Origin of the sequence: Ferrovum sp. (assembly GCF_027317285.1) — a bacterium.
Lineage (GTDB): Bacteria > Pseudomonadota > Gammaproteobacteria > Burkholderiales > Ferrovaceae > Ferrovum.
The window spans coordinates 18,869-34,816 of the sequence record NZ_DAHVHV010000008.1; the positions used below are offsets into that span (position 1 = coordinate 18,869).

At 58.2% G+C, this 15,948-nt stretch carries 18 protein-coding genes; all 18 read left to right on the forward strand.

From position 1 onward, the window contains the following. Window positions 1-20: 20 nt before the first annotated feature. Window positions 21-1,052: a phosphate acyltransferase PlsX gene (gene plsX / locus M6F29_RS03445; protein ID WP_297453733.1), complete on the forward strand. Its 1,032-nt coding sequence runs from the start codon at window positions 21-23 to the stop codon at window positions 1,050-1,052. Continuing rightward, window positions 1,049-2,011: a beta-ketoacyl-ACP synthase III gene (locus tag M6F29_RS03450; protein ID WP_298157559.1), complete on the forward strand. Its 963-nt coding sequence runs from the start codon at window positions 1,049-1,051 to the stop codon at window positions 2,009-2,011. The genes plsX and M6F29_RS03450 overlap by 4 nt, the downstream gene beginning before the upstream one ends. A gap of 28 nt (window positions 2,012-2,039) precedes the next feature. Next, a complete protein-coding gene (fabD, locus tag M6F29_RS03455) occupies window positions 2,040-2,960 on the forward strand; it encodes an ACP S-malonyltransferase (RefSeq protein ID WP_297453726.1) in 921 nt (306 codons plus the stop codon). A 28-nt stretch (window positions 2,961-2,988) separates the two neighbouring features. Continuing rightward, a complete protein-coding gene (fabG, locus tag M6F29_RS03460; protein ID WP_298157562.1) occupies window positions 2,989-3,729 on the forward strand; it encodes a 3-oxoacyl-ACP reductase FabG in 741 nt (246 codons plus the stop codon). Window positions 3,730-3,815: 86 nt separating this feature from the next. Then, window positions 3,816-4,055, forward strand: coding sequence for an acyl carrier protein (acpP, locus tag M6F29_RS03465; protein WP_031597031.1), 240 nt, complete (start codon window positions 3,816-3,818; stop codon window positions 4,053-4,055). 69 nt (window positions 4,056-4,124) lie between these two features. Beyond that, window positions 4,125-5,366, forward strand: coding sequence for a beta-ketoacyl-ACP synthase II (fabF, locus tag M6F29_RS03470; protein ID WP_297481286.1), 1,242 nt, complete (start codon window positions 4,125-4,127; stop codon window positions 5,364-5,366). A 14-nt stretch (window positions 5,367-5,380) separates the two neighbouring features. Continuing rightward, entirely contained in the window at window positions 5,381-6,382 is a 1,002-nt protein-coding gene (mltG, locus tag M6F29_RS03475; protein WP_298157564.1) for an endolytic transglycosylase MltG, read from the forward strand. Continuing rightward, the gene (gene tmk, locus M6F29_RS03480) at window positions 6,372-6,998 is read left to right on the forward strand and encodes a dTMP kinase (protein WP_298157566.1); all 627 of its coding nucleotides are present in this window, start codon (window positions 6,372-6,374) and stop codon (window positions 6,996-6,998) included. Before mltG ends, tmk begins: the two co-directional genes overlap by 11 nt. Beyond that, entirely contained in the window at window positions 6,995-7,948 is a 954-nt protein-coding gene (gene holB / locus M6F29_RS03485; protein WP_298157567.1) for a DNA polymerase III subunit delta', read from the forward strand. Before tmk ends, holB begins: the two co-directional genes overlap by 4 nt. 15 nt (window positions 7,949-7,963) lie before the next feature. Next, window positions 7,964-8,728 carry a TatD family hydrolase gene (locus M6F29_RS03490; protein ID WP_297484431.1) on the forward strand — a complete coding sequence of 255 codons (765 nt, stop codon included), beginning with the start codon at window positions 7,964-7,966 and terminating at the stop codon, window positions 8,726-8,728. Window positions 8,729-8,796: 68 nt separating this feature from the next. Continuing rightward, the gene (locus M6F29_RS03495; RefSeq protein ID WP_298157569.1) at window positions 8,797-9,330 is read left to right on the forward strand and encodes a cytochrome b; all 534 of its coding nucleotides are present in this window, start codon (window positions 8,797-8,799) and stop codon (window positions 9,328-9,330) included. A 97-nt stretch (window positions 9,331-9,427) separates the two neighbouring features. Continuing rightward, on the forward strand, window positions 9,428-9,901 hold the full coding sequence (locus tag M6F29_RS03500; protein ID WP_298157570.1) for a YceI family protein: 474 nt from the start codon (window positions 9,428-9,430) through the stop codon (window positions 9,899-9,901). A 9-nt stretch (window positions 9,902-9,910) separates the two neighbouring features. Continuing rightward, window positions 9,911-10,708: a 3-methyl-2-oxobutanoate hydroxymethyltransferase gene (gene panB / locus M6F29_RS03505; protein WP_298157571.1), complete on the forward strand. Its 798-nt coding sequence runs from the start codon at window positions 9,911-9,913 to the stop codon at window positions 10,706-10,708. Beyond that, complete coding sequence (locus tag M6F29_RS03510) at window positions 10,698-12,053, forward strand: TolC family protein (protein ID WP_298157572.1); 1,356 nt, start codon at window positions 10,698-10,700, stop codon at window positions 12,051-12,053. Before panB ends, M6F29_RS03510 begins: the two co-directional genes overlap by 11 nt. Next, a complete protein-coding gene (locus M6F29_RS03515; RefSeq protein WP_298157573.1) occupies window positions 12,050-13,234 on the forward strand; it encodes an HlyD family secretion protein in 1,185 nt (394 codons plus the stop codon). Before M6F29_RS03510 ends, M6F29_RS03515 begins: the two co-directional genes overlap by 4 nt. A gap of 224 nt (window positions 13,235-13,458) precedes the next feature. Beyond that, on the forward strand, window positions 13,459-14,346 hold the full coding sequence (locus M6F29_RS03520; protein ID WP_298157574.1) for a tetratricopeptide repeat protein: 888 nt from the start codon (window positions 13,459-13,461) through the stop codon (window positions 14,344-14,346). An 18-nt stretch (window positions 14,347-14,364) separates the two neighbouring features. Then, entirely contained in the window at window positions 14,365-14,778 is a 414-nt protein-coding gene (locus tag M6F29_RS03525) for a DUF2946 domain-containing protein (protein ID WP_298157575.1), read from the forward strand. Between the two features lie 211 nt (window positions 14,779-14,989). Then, complete coding sequence (locus tag M6F29_RS03530; protein WP_298157576.1) at window positions 14,990-15,904, forward strand: hypothetical protein; 915 nt, start codon at window positions 14,990-14,992, stop codon at window positions 15,902-15,904. Window positions 15,905-15,948 lie beyond the last annotated feature (44 nt).

The window sequence follows — 15,948 nt, forward strand, 5'->3', positions numbered from 1 at the left end:
TTTTATTTCAGTATTACCGCGTGTCTGTGACTCGTTTGCTGACGATAGCGGTGGATGCCATGGGAGGGGATCATGGTCCCGCTGTGGTCATTCCGGCCGTCCTCGATTTTCTGGTACAGGACTCTGAAGTCGCCGTAACTCTGGTCGGCTTGCGTTCGCCCATTGAATCCCTTCTCCACGCCTCGCCCATTTATGGTTCGGTGCGCACCCGCGTTGCCATCCAGGAGGCCAGCCAATTGGTCAGCATGGATGAATCTCCTGCCTTGTCTCTCAAGAACAAAAAGGATTCTTCCTTGCGGGTCTCGCTTAATCTGGTGAAGTCCGGCGCGGCGGATTGTTGCGTCAGTGCGGGGAATACGGGTGCCCTCATGGCGACGGCACGTTTCGTTCTGAAAATGATGCCCGGCATCGAACGTCCGGCCATTGCCACCACCATGCCCTCCATACGCGGCCCCGTCTATGTGCTGGATCTGGGCGCCAATGTGGATTGCGCGCCCGAACACCTCCTTCAATTCGGGATCATGGGGTCCATTCTGGCCACCAGTCCAGACTGTCCCCAACCCAGTGTCGGGTTGCTCAATATCGGACACGAGGCCATCAAGGGAAATGAGATCATCAAGCGCGCGTCCGAGTTGTTGCGCTCGGCCCCGATCCGCTTTCATGGTAACGTGGAAGGGGATGACATATACAAAGGGACGGTAGATGTCGTGGTCTGCGATGGATTCGTGGGCAATGTCGTCCTGAAAACCTCGGAAGGTCTGGCCTGGATGTTGGGGCAGATGATTCGCACCGAGTTTAATCGTTCCTTCTGGACGCGTCTGGCGGGTGCGGTGGCTCTGCCCGTCCTGAATCGGTTCAGACGCAGGGTGGATCATCGTCAGTACAATGGAGCCAGTCTGTTGGGACTCAGGGGACTGGTGGTCAAAAGTCATGGAGGGGCCGACGCCTATGCTTTCCGCCACGCCTTGCATTACGCCGTGACAGAAGTGCGCAGTAACGTGCTGGGGCGCATTCGGGAAGCCGTACAGGAACGGGAGAATCTGGCGTCATGATTTATTCCAACTTATTGGGAACAGGGAGTTATTTACCGGAACAGATCGTCACCAACGACGACCTGGCGAAACGGATGGAGACCAGCGATGAATGGATTCGCAGTCGCACGGGAATTCGTCAGCGCCATGTTCGGGCGGCAGGACAAACCACCAGTGATTTGGCCCTGGAAGCTTCGCGTCGCGCACTCGAAGCGGCTGGGTTGAGACCGGATCAACTGGATCTCATCGTGGTGGCAACCACCACGCCGGATATGGCCTTCCCCAGTACGGCCTGCCTGCTTCAGGCCAAGTTGGGGGCAAATACTGGCGCTCCAGCCTTTGATGTGCAGGCGGTATGCACGGGGTTTCTCTATGCCCTGTCCGTGGCGGATCAGTTCATTCGATCAGGCTCGGCACGTCAGGTTCTGGTGGTCGGCGCAGAAACTTTCACCCATTTGCTCGACTGGAATGATCGCAATACCTGTGTCCTTTTTGGTGACGGCGCCGGTGCAGTGGTTCTGGGCGCTTCTTCGACTCCCGGTTTGCTGGGAACGCGCCTGCATGCTGACGGTCGTTATGCGGGCTTGCTTTCCGCCCCAGGCTCCGTGAGTGGGGGGCAGGTGCTGGGCAAGCCCACCGTGCAAATGGATGGGGGTGCCGTTTTCAAATTTGCCGTCAAGGTACTGGATCAGGTCAGTCGTGAAGTACTGGCCGAGCATGGCCTGACCCCGGCGGCGGTGGATTGCTTCATTCCCCACCAGGCCAACATCCGTATCATTGAAGCCACGGCCCATAAACTGGGGATCCCGTCGGAATGCGTGGTACGCACGGTGGGGGAGCACGGGAACACCTCGGCGGCCTCCGTTCCCCTGGCATTGGATCACGCCTTGCGTTCCGGGCAATTCAAGGCGGGGCAACTGGGTTTGCTGGCAGCCGTGGGGGGGGGGTTTACCTGGGGTGCCGGATTGCTGAAGATCTAACCGAATTCTAATGACGAGGAATAGTCAGATGACGTGGGCCATGGTTTTCCCGGGTCAGGGATCACAAAGTATTGGCATGTTGCACCCCTACGAAGGGTTGCCGGAGGTGCGTCACACCATCGACATGGCTTCTGCCGTGCTGGATCAGGATATTTGGGGCTTGGTGGCGGATGGTCCAGAGGAGTCTCTGATGGCTACGGTCAATACCCAACCTGTCATGTTGGCAGCCGGGGTCGGGGTTTATCGCGCCTGGCGTGGACGGGGCGGTGCCGAGCCGGACTGGTTGGCGGGACACAGTCTGGGGGAATACACGGCACTCGTGGTGGCGGAAAGCATCTCTTTCGAAGACGCGTTGCGCCTGGTTCGTTTTCGTGCCCAGGTGATGCAGGAGGCGGTACCCGCAGGCGTGGGGGCCATGGCAGCACTCCTCGGTCTGGAAGATGATGCCGTGCTGACGGCCTGCCAGGAGGCAGCCCAGGGTGAGGTGGTGGAGGCCGTCAATTTCAATTCTCCCGGCCAAGTGGTCATAGCCGGGCATCGGACGGCAGTGGCGCGTGCCATCGAAGAGGCCAAGGCCCGTGGCGCAAAGCGTGCCGTCATGCTTTCTCTCAGTGTCCCTTCTCACTGCAGTCTCATGAAGCCGGCTGCCGAACGCCTGGCACACTACCTTGAACAGGTTGCTCTGGTGGCGCCGCGCATTCCCGTGTTGCACAATGCCGAAGTGGTTCAGGCCACTACGCCGAGGGAGATAAGAAGCGCGCTGACGAGGCAATTGCATCGTCCTGTGCGTTGGGTCGATACGATTCGTGCCTTTGCCCGGAACGGGTGTACGCGTGTGGCAGAATGTGGGCCCGGCAAGGTTTTGGCTCCGCTGGTCCGTCGCATCGACCCGGAGATGGAAGGCTTCGCATTGAACAGCGCAGAGGCTGTTCAGGGTGCGTTATCATAAGACAAAATAAAAACGGGGGGAGGGGAGAATGCTCAAGGAACAGGTGGTTCTGGTGACGGGGGCCAGTCGAGGCATTGGTCAGGCAATTGCTCGGGAATTGGCACGCCAGGGGGCCAGGGTGGCGGCTACCGCCACCACTGCCCAGGGTGCCGAACAGATCGAGAAAGACTTGCGGTCCATCCATCCGGAATGCCTGGGGCTCGTGCTGGATGTGTGCAAACCCGAAGCCATTCTGCAGACAGTGGATACCGTCAAACAACGTTTGGCCCCTATTTCCATTCTGGTGAACAATGCGGGTGTGACGCGTGACATGTTGGCCGTTCGGATGCGTGATGAAGAGTGGGACATTGTTCTGGATACCAATTTGAAGGCGGTTTTTCAGTTATCTCGGGCTGTCTTGCGGGATATGATGAAGGCTCGTCGGGGACGCATCATCAACATCGGTTCCGTGGTGGGGAGTACCGGCAATGGGGGGCAGGCCAACTATGCTGCCGCAAAGGCGGGGCTGGTGGGGTTGACCAAGTCCTTGGCACGGGAATTGGGTAGTCGCGGCATTACAGTCAACTGCGTAGCCCCAGGATTCATTGATACCGATATGACGCGCGGACTGGATACTGACCAGCAACAGGCCCTGTTGTCCAGTATTCCCCTGGGCCGTCTCGGCCAGCCCGAGGATATTGCGCAGGCCGTTGCGTACCTGGCATCGCCGGGAGCGGCTTATGTGACCGGGGCCACCCTGCACGTCAACGGGGGCATGGCCATGGATTGACCCATCCTTCGGGATGGTATTCGTCGGCGGGTTTTGGTACACTACGCCTGTTTTTTTGAAAGACAACAGCCAAGGATCATAATTACATGTCTACTATTGAAGAACGCGTCAAGAAAATCGTTTCAGAGCAACTGGGAGTCAAACTCGAGGATATTCAGACCTCCTCGTCTTTTGTGGAAGATCTGGGTGCGGATTCTCTCGACACCGTTGAACTGGTGATGGCTCTGGAAGAAGAATTTGAATGCGAAATTCCGGATGAGCAGGCCGAAAAGATTACGACGGTGCAGCAAGCCATCGATTACGTGAATTCCCACTTGCCTGCCTGAGAAGGCAACACCCCAAGCCCGGAATACCGGGCAAGCATTGCGTTGCCTTGAATTATGGAGGTCAGAAACATGTCCCGTCGTCGCGTCGTCGTCACTGGTCTGGGAATCGTGTCCCCTGTCGGGAATTCTGTCCCCGAGGCCTGGGCGCAACTGTGTGCCGGGCGTTCCGGAATCGGGCCGATCACCCGCTTTGATCCTGCGCTCATGCCTTGCCAGATTGCGGGCGAAGTCAAAAATTTTGATCCGGCACAGTACCTCAGTCCCAAAGAAGTGCGCCGCATGGATATTTTTATCCATTACGGTCTGGTGGCTGCGATGGAGGCCTTGCGTGATGCCGGCGTTGAGGCCCATCCGGCGGATGCCGAGCAAGTGGGTGTGTGCATCGGTTCCGGGATCGGCGGGTTGCCCATGATCACGGACACCGGTCGCGCTTATCTGGAAGGTGGCGTGCGCAGGATTTCTCCCTTTTTCATCCCGGGCAGTATCATCAACATGATCTCGGGTAACCTGTCGATCATGTATGGACTGAAGGGCCCCAACCTGGCTCTGGTCACTGCCTGTACCACCGGGAATCACAGTATTGGGGAAGCGGCTCGGCTGATCGAGTATGGCGATGCGGACATGATGGTCGCAGGCGGGGCTGAAGCCGCCATCAACGAATTGGGGATCGGAGGATTTTGTGCCGCCCGTGCACTCAGCACGCGCAACGCCGATCCCGAGGCATCCAGTCGTCCCTGGGATCGAGACCGTGACGGCTTTGTCATGGGCGAGGGCGCCGGGGTGCTGGTGCTGGAGGAACTGTCCCATGCCCGTGCGCGGGGCGCCAGAATCTATGCGGAACTCTGTGGCTATGGCATGAGTGCCGATGCCCATCACATCACCTCGCCTCCGGCGGATGGTGATGGTGCCAGGCGCAGTATGCTCAACGCCTTGAAGAATGCGGGATTGAATCCTGACCAGGTGGACTATATCAATGCCCATGGCACTTCCACGCCCATCGGGGATCTGGGCGAAACCATCGCAGTCAAACGTACCTTTGGGGATCATGCCCACAAACTGGCCATCAGTTCCACCAAGTCCATGACGGGGCATCTGTTGGGGGCGGCAGGCGGCATCGAGGCCGTGTTCTCGGTATTAGCCTTGCATCATCAGGTGGCTCCGCCCACCATCAATCTGGACAATCCGAGTCCCGAATGTGACCTCGATTTCGTGCCCCATACCGCACGGCAGATGAAGATGGATGTTGTCCTTTCCAATTCCTTCGGTTTTGGCGGAACCAATGGAAGCCTGATTTTTCGCCGCCTTGAATAGATTTCATCATTCTGATGCGCCGTCTGCTCTGGGTTCTGGTGAGTGGACTGAGCGGGTTGGTTATCTGGCTCGCTCTGTTTTTCATTCGCCCCCTGCCGCTTCCCCACACACCGTATGTCTTTGAATTACCCAGTGGACTGGGGTTGCGTGCCGTGGCACAACAACTGGTTCAAAAAGGGGTGCTCCCGGAACCCTGGACCTTCACCTGGGTAGGGAGAGTTCTGGGCGAACAGAGCCACCTGAAAGCCGGCAGTTATGAATGGCTCCAACCTCTGACGGGTTGGCAGATGCTGCGTCAAATGGCGCGGGGGGAAGGGGATGCCTGGCAGGTGCAGATCATCGAAGGAACCACTTTTGCACAGTTGCGCGCCCTGTTGGCACAACAACCCAATTTGCGTCAGGACAGCGCCGGATTGTCCGATAGTGCAGTGATGGCGCATCTGGGTGCTGCGGGGCAGAGTCCCGAAGGATGGTTTTTTCCTGATACCTATTTTTACAATCCCGGCGAGAGTGATTGGAGCATTCTCGAGCGGGCACACCGGGCCATGAGCGAACGGCTGGCCCAGGTTTGGGCGACGCGTGATCCTCACCTGGCCCTGACGGACCCTTACCAGGCATTGATCCTGGCCTCACTGATCGAAAAGGAAACCGCCAATCGAGAAGAGCGGGCGCGCATTTCCGCTGTTTTTTTGAATCGGTTGCGGCTGGATATGCGCCTGCAAACCGATCCCACCGTGATCTACGGTCTGGGGACGGACTACGATGGTCATCTGCACCACCGTGACCTGCATCGGGACAGTGCCTACAATACTTACACCCGAAGTGGCCTTCCTCCGACGCCCATCGCCTTGCCGGGGGCCGCAGCGCTCCAGGCAGCCGTACATCCGCTGGCAGTTCCCGACCTGTTTTTCGTGGCGCGAGGCGATGGGACTCACCAATTTTCCACTACCCTGGAAGCGCATCAGCAGGCAGTACAACGATACCAGACCAAACGGACGACAGACCATGAGCGGTAAGTTCATTACGCTGGAAGGGATCGATGGCGCGGGAAAAAGCACTCAACTGGATACGGTTCAACGCTGGCTGGAGGTGCGCGGCGTGGTGGTGAGACGGACGCGCGAACCGGGAGGAACCGTTCTGGCGGAAGCTCTGAGGCCCCTGCTTTTGAATATGCCCATGTCTCCCCTGAGCGAGGCTCTGCTCGTCTTTGCCGGGCGTCACGATCATGTCACTCAGGTGATCGAGCCTGCCCTGGCACGGGGAGAGTGGGTGTTGAGCGACCGTTTCGTGGATGCCAGTTTCGCCTATCAGGGCGGCGGTCGAGGGTTGTCCCTGGATATTTTGAAGACCCTGGAAACCTGGGTTTGTGCGGGTTTTCAACCGGATTTGACCCTGTGGTTCGATCTGGATCCCGACATTGCTGCCCAACGTTTGGCGCGAGGGCGCCAGGAAGGGGACCGTTTCGAGCGTGAAGAGCGGGTTTTCTTTGAACGGGTGCGGGCCGGGTACGAAGCGCGCAGTCATGCGCCCCGCATTTGCAGGATGGATGCGGCTGCCGATCCGGAGATTCTGGCAGAGCAGGTCGACAGCGTGTTGCGACGGGCTTTCCCTTTCCTCGCAGGCAACTCATGATCCACCCCTGGAATCACCGGGTGTTCGAACGACTATGGGCAGCCGAGCGGCCTCAGGGCCTCCTGCTGACCGGTCCCGTCGGACTGGGCAAAGGCGCGTTGGCGCGTCACCTGGCCCAGGCGATCCTGTGTGAAGGGAAGGCGCCACAACCCTGTGGAATCTGTCTTTCCTGTGGTTGGTTTCAGGCCGGGAATCACCCTGACTTCCGGCTGTTGGTACCGCCTTGCCTGGAAGAAGGCGGAGATGCTGAGGGGAGTGCCTGGATTACCGTGGATGCAGTGCGTTCTCTCGCTGAATTCCTGATGACCACGAGCCACCGACAGGGGTGGCGGGTCGTTTTGATCGAACCCGCCGAGGCGCTCAATCTGGCGGCTGCCAATGCCTTATTGAAAACGCTCGAAGAACCGCCCCCCCACACCCTGTTTTTGCTGGTCAGTCACCATCCGGCACGGATTCCCGTCACGGTTCGCAGCCGCTGCCGACTCTGGCCGGTTCCATTGCCCAGCGTGGAGCAGGCCGTGCAGTGGCTCCATCAGGAAGGCGTCAATGAACCTGCCGGCTACTTGCGCCGTTCGGGAGGGGCGCCCCTGCGGGCTCTTGAACAGTTTCAGCGTGACCATGAGGGACGTCTGGGATTTTTACGGATCCTGACGGATAATGGCCTTTCCCTGACACAGCAAGCGGACCGGATCCTGAATCTGGGTCTGGTTCAATGGCTGGAATGGCTTCAGTTCTGGGTCATGGATTTGATCGGACAAAAAATTCTGGGCCACGGCCATTATCATCAGGATTTCCAGGAGGCATTGAGCCGCATGGCTCCCCGTCTTGATCTTTACGATCTGCTGGCCTGGGAAATACGTCTGCGCGAAGCCCGTCGCTGGATGACTCATCCCCTGAATGCACGTCTGCTGACCGAATCCTTGCTGGCACCACTTCATTTACCTTCCTGAATGCGAGGTTGTTCCATGTTTGCCGATTCTCACTGTCATTTGGATTTTCCTGAGTTACGGACCCGGTTATCGGACGTGCACGCTGCCATGGTACAGGCCAGGGTTACCCGTGCACTCTGTATTTCCGTTCAGTTGGAAACCATTCCGGATGTGCTGGCCGTGGCGGAAACGGACCCGGGGTGGCATGCCACGGTGGGGGTTCATCCGGATTATCAGCAGATCGAGGAACCCAGCGTGGAACGCCTGGTGGCTGAGGCAACCCATGCCAAGGTGGTAGCCATCGGCGAAACCGGCCTGGATTATTACCGGTTGGAAGGGGATCTGGAATGGCAACGGGCGCGTTTCCGGACTCACATTCGCGCAGCCCGCCAGGTACGGAAACCCCTCGTGATCCATACCCGTTCTGCGGCTGCGGATACCTTGCGTGTGCTGGACGAGGAGGGTGCGGATGAGGTGGGTGGGGTGATGCACTGTTTCACCGAAACTCAGGCAGTGGCCGATGCAGCCGTGGAGCGAGGTTTTTACTTGTCCTTCTCGGGAATCGTCACCTTTCGCAACGCCAGGGCCCTCAAGGAAGTGGTGTGCCGGATTCCCCTGGAGCGCCTGTTGATCGAAACGGATTCCCCCTATCTGGCCCCGGAGCCCATGCGCGGGAAGACCAATCAGCCGGCTTTTGTTTCCCATGTGGCGGGAGAAATCGCGCGCTTGCGCGGGATTTCCATCGAAGAAGTCGGCGAACGCACCACTGAAAATTACTGTCGCCTGTTTCGGGTCAGTTGAAAGAAATTGCGTTATTTGGTTCGTACGCGTACAATTTAATCTGCCGATTGATGCTCCCGGAGTTTCCCATGAATTCTTCTTCCGCAAAATTCACCCCTGTCGCGATCGGTCTGCACTGGATCATGGCCGCAGGACTGGCCCTCGCTTTTGGGGTGGGACAGTACATGTCCGGTCTGGAACTTTCCCCATGGAAGTTGAAAATATACACCTGGCACAAATGGTTGGGCGTGACCCTGTTCCTGCTGGTGGGGATACGGGTGGCCTGGCGCCTGACGCATCGTCCCCCTGCCTTACCGGCGACAATGAGTCAACGGCTTCAAAAGATCATGGAAGCGGCCCATCGGGTTCTCTACGTCCTGATGGTGCTCATTCCCCTGACCGGGTGGTTGCACAGTTCGGCTGCGGGCGTGTCCGTGGTTTATTTCAACCTCTTTCCCTTGCCCAATCTGGTTCCCAAGGACAAGGCGCTGTCCCATCTGTTCGAGACGTTTCACCAAACCCTGAACTGGGCATTATTGGTCCTGGTGTTGGGGCATGTGGCTGCGGCCCTCAAACATCAACTCATCGACCGGGATCATTTGATGGTCCGCATGCGCCCTTGAAATTCCTAAAACAATCATGAAGAATATACCGTATCTGGCTGTTATTGCACTATTATCTTATTCATTGTTTTTTATTCCACAGTCCAGAGCCGAGAGGGTGGAAAGCGGGCAGATCAACTTCACGGGGACCCAGATGGGGGCCACGGTACAGGGAGGTTTCCGTCAATTTTCTGCCGACCTGCATTTTGACGCCCAGGATCTGCCGCACAGTTATGCTCACATTACCATCGATCTGGGCAGTGTCGATCTGGCTTCGGAGGAGTCGGAAGACGAGATCAAGGGCAAACACTGGTTCAATATCCAATCCTTTCCTCAAGCCCGTTTTGATTCCTCGGATATCCAGCGCGTGGGGCCGAACCAGTACCTCGTGTGGGGCCTGTTTCAACTGAAAGGGGTACGCAAACCCTTGCGAATCCCCCTCAAGATGTCCTATGATCACAGTGGGCGCAGCGCTCAGGGGCGTTTCATCCTGAAACGAAATGATTTCGGTGTGGGTGATGGAACCTGGAGCGCGACAGACACAGTGGCGGACGAAGTCACTGTCGATTATCGTTTTACCCTCATTCCCTAGGAGAGCGCCATGCGCACCTCGATCGTGGACCTGCAACTCATGCAGGAACGCGGTGAAAAAATTGCCATGCTGACCTGTTACGACTCGAGTTTTGCTCGGGTGCTGGAGCAGGCCGGCGTGGATGCGCTGCTGATCGGGGACTCTCTGGGGATGGTGGTTCAGGGTCACGATTCTCCCTTGCCGGTCAGTATCGCGGACGTTGCCTACCATACCCGCTGTGTGGCGCGAGGGGCACCCAAGGCTTTCCTGCTGGCCGACATGCCATTTGCCACCGCCCAGATCAGTCCCGAGGACACCTTTCGAAATGCGGCAGAATTGATGCGCGCAGGAGCGCAGATGGTCAAGATCGAAGGAGGCGCCAGCATGGCCCCGACGATCTCTTTTCTGGTCGCCCGGGGCATTCCCGTTTGCGCCCACATCGGTTTGACCCCACAATCCGTGCACCAACTGGGAGGATTCAAGGTGCAAGGCCGCAATGCCGCGATGGCCCAACAGATACTGACCGACGCGCAGGCACTGGAACAGGCCGGGGCCAGCATGATTCTGATAGAGGCCGTGCCGCGTTCCCTGGCCGACCAGATCTGTGCCCAGGTTCAGGTTCCGACCATCGGCATCGGGGCCAGTCCTCACTGTTCGGGGCAAGTTCTGGTCATTTACGACATGCTGGGATTGGGCGCGTATATTCCTCCCCGTTTCGTCCGCCCCTTCATTCAGGAAACCGGTTCCATTGCAAAAGCCGTGGAACTTTATGTGCGGGAAGTCAAGGCGGGGAAATTTCCCGGCGAGGAGCATTGCTATGGGGTGTAGGGTACCCCGAACTGCGTGGGCAAGCGCCGCTTTATTACTGGTCAGCAGTACCGCCGTCTGGGCCCAGGATCCGCTGAACTCGAGTTTGCATCTGACCTTGCGTCAGGCCATGGGGATGGCCGTGACGCACCATGTCCAGGTACAACTGGCTCTGGAACAGGCTCAGGAGGCCACGGCCCGTGCCGAAGAGGCTCGGGCTGCCCTGCGCCCGGCGGTGGGCTTCAATTCCTACCAGATGCGCCAGACCCAGAACTTGCGCGCCATGGGGTTGGCGCTACCAGGGTTTCCCACCCTCATCGGTCCCTTCAATACATTCGACGCCCGAGTCCAGTTCACCCAGCAAATCCTGGACCTGGTTCATGTACACGAAGCGTCCTCGGCTCAAACCGGAGTCGAGGTTGCGCGTCTTGAAGCCACCGCACGGGAGCAACAGATCGCGGGTGCTGCCGGGTTGGCTTATCTGGCCGTACAACAGAGCATGGAATCGGTCAAGGCGGCGCAAGCCAATGAGACCTTGTCCCAACACCTCCTGCAATTGACCCGCGACCAGTTGAAAAGCGGGTTGGCCACGGGCGTGGATGAAGTTCGGGCCGCGGCGTCGGAAGCACAGGTTGCCTACCAGTTGCAGCAGGCGCTGGGCGCAGCCAAGGATGCGCTCACCCGTCTGCATCGCGCCCTCGGCTTGCCTCTCGATCTCCCCATTGAACTGACGGATACCCTGGGGGTTGTTCCGGCCTCAAGTCCCGACGGGGGAGACGCCGTGGATCGCGCCCTGCACCAACGACCGGAATTACAAGCCCTGGAAAAAACCCTGGAACAACGGGTGACGGAAACGGAAGCCGCCAAGGCGGCTTCTTACCCTACCATCGGATTGATCGGCGCGATCGGTCCCAGCGGGGTACTTCCTACCCAGTATGACTACCGCACCTATAGTTACGGCATCCAGATGAGTGTGCCCCTGTATCAGGGCGGCGCGCTGGTCGCACGCCAGGACCAGGCCGAAAGCCGACGGCGTCAGGCCGAACTGTCCCTGAAAGATGGGCGTCATCAGGTGGAGGAGGACGTTCGTCTGGCCGAAGATTCCCTGAACACCAGCCGCGCCCAGGTAAAGGCGGCGCAATTGCGGCTGGATCTGGCCCAACGGTTGATGCAGCAGGCTCAGGATCGATTCGTCAGTGGTGTTGCCGATAATCTCGAAATGGTGGATGCACAGGCCGGTCTGGCGCAGGCCCGGAGCGATCAGATCGGTGCGCTGGGGGCCTTGGGCATGTCACAGGTAAACTATGATCTGGCGTTGGGTCAAATCGCCTACGAAACCCCCACTCAACCGGAGTCTCTCCCATGATTCAGGACGATGCCCCCGTTTCTTCGCTCCCCGCTGCCCAGCCGCTCACCGCGGTCTGGCGGTTCTGGCTGATGCTGGGGGGAGGAGTGGTGCTGTTGTGCGCTTTTGGTTTATGGTTCGCCCAGCGGAATCAGGAGAGCACGGATGATGCCTTCATCGAGGCCGATATCGTGGAGATCAGTCCCCACATCAGCGGCTATATCGATCGGGTCGAGGTGACGGACAATCAGCGGGTCAAGGCAGGCCAACTTCTGGCGCTCATCGATCCCCGTGACTATGTTTTGCGTGTGCAACAGGCAGAAGCAGTTCTGGCTGCGGCCAAAGCCCGGCATGGAGCCACCTCGCAGGATCTTTCCGTGGTGACCACCACTACCACTGCGGCGGTGCGGGAAGCGCGGAGTGCCCTGGCCTCGGCGCTGGCAGCTCAACAACAGGCCGTGGCGGAAAGCAGCGGGAGTGAAGCAGAAGCCCAACTCACCCACAGCGATGTGCAACGTTATCAGGCGCTCTACGAAAAGCAGGAAATTTCGCGCCAGCGACTCGATCAGGCCCTGACGGCAGACCGGGCCGCTCAAGCACGGAAAGAATCGGCCCAGCGCGCGGTGGAGATCGCCCTGGCGCGAGTCGGGGAGGCGCGGGCACGTCTCGATGAAGCAGGTTCGGGACCTCGTCAGGTGGCGCTCAAACGGGATCAGGAAGCCGGAGGGCAGGCCTCGGTGGCCGAAGCCGAGGCAGCACTGGCTCAGGCGCGGCTCGATCTGAGTTATACGCGGCTGGAGGCTCCCTCTTCCGGGAAGGTGACCCATAAAACGCTTTTGCTGGGTCAACTGGTTCAGCCTGGCACGGTGGTTCTGTCCCTGGTGACAGGCGCTCCCTGGGTGGTTGCAAACTTCAAGGAAACCCAGTTGCACCGTATGCGCCGTGGTCAAAAGGTAAAAATTCGGGTGGACGCTTTTCCTGGCCGGGAATGGCATGGACATATCGATAGTTTCCAGGACGGCACGGGATCCCGTTTCAGTTTGCTGCCTCCCGAGAATGCCACCGGAAATTACGTCAAGGTGGTACAGCGCCTGCCCGTCAAAATCGTGTTCGACGAGCCGTTGGACCAGTTGCAGCGTCTGTCCCCCGGATTATCCGCAACCCCAACGGTAGAACTGGATAGCGGCGGCTTACCTTTCTGAGTGAGGGTGTCTGGAGAGAATGGGAGGGGCCGGGAGGGCAGGTCGCGGCATCTGACAAAATAATTTCATTTTCAATCACGAAAGTGGTTACGAGTTCATGATATTTTGGTATATTCCGACAAGCGCGCAGGCTCAGGAGCAGGATGTTCCTGAGTTGCTTTTTGATATTTGATTCGGTGGATACTCACCGCTTGGCGTTTTCGCTCCCGATTGAGAAGGTGCACATGAATAAGTTTTTCGGTTCCAGATTGCTTTTTCTAATGATGCTTGGGGTTTCAACGACTTCATACGCCACGGGTTCCGTGTCTGCGCCGCTGGCCACCATGACGGAGTCGGAAGCAGTCTCCCTGGTTTCCAACGCCAAGAGCGGGGATGCCGTGGCCGTTCAGAAGTTGCTTGATTCAGCGCGCAACAACGATCCCAAGGCCCAGACCTATCTGGGCGCCTACCTCGACATGACGGGAGACCATGCCCAGGCTGCGGACTGGTATACCAAGGCGGCCAATCAAAACGTTGCCTGGGCCCAGTACAAACTGGGGATGATGTATGTCTCCGGTCAGGGCGTGCCCCGCGATTATGCCAGGGCGGCCGAATGGTTGAAAAAGGCGGCCGACCAAAATGTGGCGGAGGCCCAGTTCCAGTTGGGATTGCTGTATGCCAATGGTTCGGGAGTGACTCGAGACTATGCCGTTGCCGTCGATTACTTTCGCAAGGCGGCGAATCAGGGCAATGCCATGGCCCAGAACAACATGGGCGTTTTTTACGAGTCGGGGCGTGGCGTCCCTCAGGATCCGGCAGAAGCCGCCGACTGGTACCGACGCTCTGCGGAGCAAGGCAATTCCAAGGCCCAGAATAACCTGGGCGTACTTTATGAAAATGGGCGGGGGGTTCCCAGGGACTACATCATGGCTGCAGAATGGTACCGCAAGGCTGCCATGCAGGGTTCTGCTCGCGCTCAGAACAACCTGGGAATGCTCTATGACAACGGTCTGGGGGTGCCCCAGGACTACGCCAAAGCAGCGGATTGGTTTCACAAGGCCTCCGAACAGGGAAACACCGAAGCCCAGAAAAATCTGGGGGTTTTATATTCCACCGGTTTGGTCAAGCCCTGATCCTGTGCGCATAACGTCATGAATCTTTTGTCTCCCCAACGGATTCGACAACTGACGGGCTGGCTTTTATGGCCATTTCTGTTTCAGATGTTCCTGGTGGTTGGAGCACTGGATCCCCTTCTGAATCAAGGCAGTGAAACCGGTCCTGCTCTTCAGATCTGTACGGTTTCGGGCCAGCAGTGGGTCCAGACGGTTTCCGTTCCCGACCAAAGGAACTCCTCTCACCTTCCTTCCTCACCCTCCGATTTCGGCCATGGCCATTGTTCCTTTTGCGGTTCGCTGGCTCTGGCCCTGCCCATGGATCTGTCCAATCCGGGACTGGGGCTCACCCTGTTTCGCGGACAACTCCTGCCCCCCCGTGAAATCCATGACTTCCTCGCGTTCCGCGACTTCTTCCTGCCTTATCCCAACGCACCTCCCTTTTTCGCCTGAATCGTTTTTTCCGGGATGATGTTTCCCCGATCGGGGACATGACCGGAAAGTGATTTTTCTTTCTGACGGATGTACGAGCGGCTCGATCACGGAGCAGTCGTCCATCCGACGGTAAAAGTTAACTTTTCAGGGGAGTTTATTAATGTATCATTATGGTTTAAAACATAAATCATCTTTAAACCCTGCGTTAATCAAAGGACTGGCCGGATTGGTGTTGGGCTTTGGAGTCGTCACCCAGGGATGGGCTTGTGCTTGCGGTTGCGGGGTCTTCGACGTGGGTTTGCCCGGGTTGCCCGTGAGTGGCATGAATGATCAGGTGAGCCTTCAATATTCCTTCATGAACCAGAACTGGAATCATAGCGGCGCCAGTGGACAAGTGGGGGCACTCAACCCCGACAAGCAGATCGGAACCAACTTCTACACCCTCTATGGCCAGCACATGTTCAATGACAACTGGGGGGTCGAGGCCATGTTGCCCTACTGGACGCGTACCTTCACCACCGATACGAGCGGGGTACCGGGACAGATCAATCCTTCTCCCAGCACCCGCTCGGCCAATATCAGCAGCCTTTCCGATTTACGTGTGATGGGTATGTATACGGGATTCTCCAAGGACAAATCCAGCGGGCTGACCTTCGGCCTGAAATTGCCCACCGGCCCGGTCAATCCGGCGCCTTTGATCGATCGGGACACGGCACCGGGAACCGGCACCACCGACTTGCTGCTCGGCTACTACAGTATGGGGAATTTCAGCGCCAACTGGGGCTGGTTTTCTCAAGGAACCTGGCGTCATGCCCTGGATCATTATCAGGGATACAAACCGGGGGACAGCCTCAATACGGTCGCGGGGGTTACCTGGAATGCCATCGAAGCCAGTACGCACGTGATTCCCATGATGCAGGTGAATGCCTTGTGGCGGGCACGGGATCAGGGGGGTGGGGATGCCTTGTATGGTAACCTGAACAGCGGTTATGCCAACCTTTTTCTGGCTCCCGGCGCCTTGATCGATCTGTCTCGTCACTGGCAGGCCAATACATCGATTTATCTGCCCCTGTACCGCTATGCCAACGGAGATCAACTGGTGCCGCACTGGATGGTGAATGCGGGCATCACTTATCTGTTCTAGTTTCTCGCCAAAGAGTTTTTTCGCTTCCGGCGTGTTATCGTGCC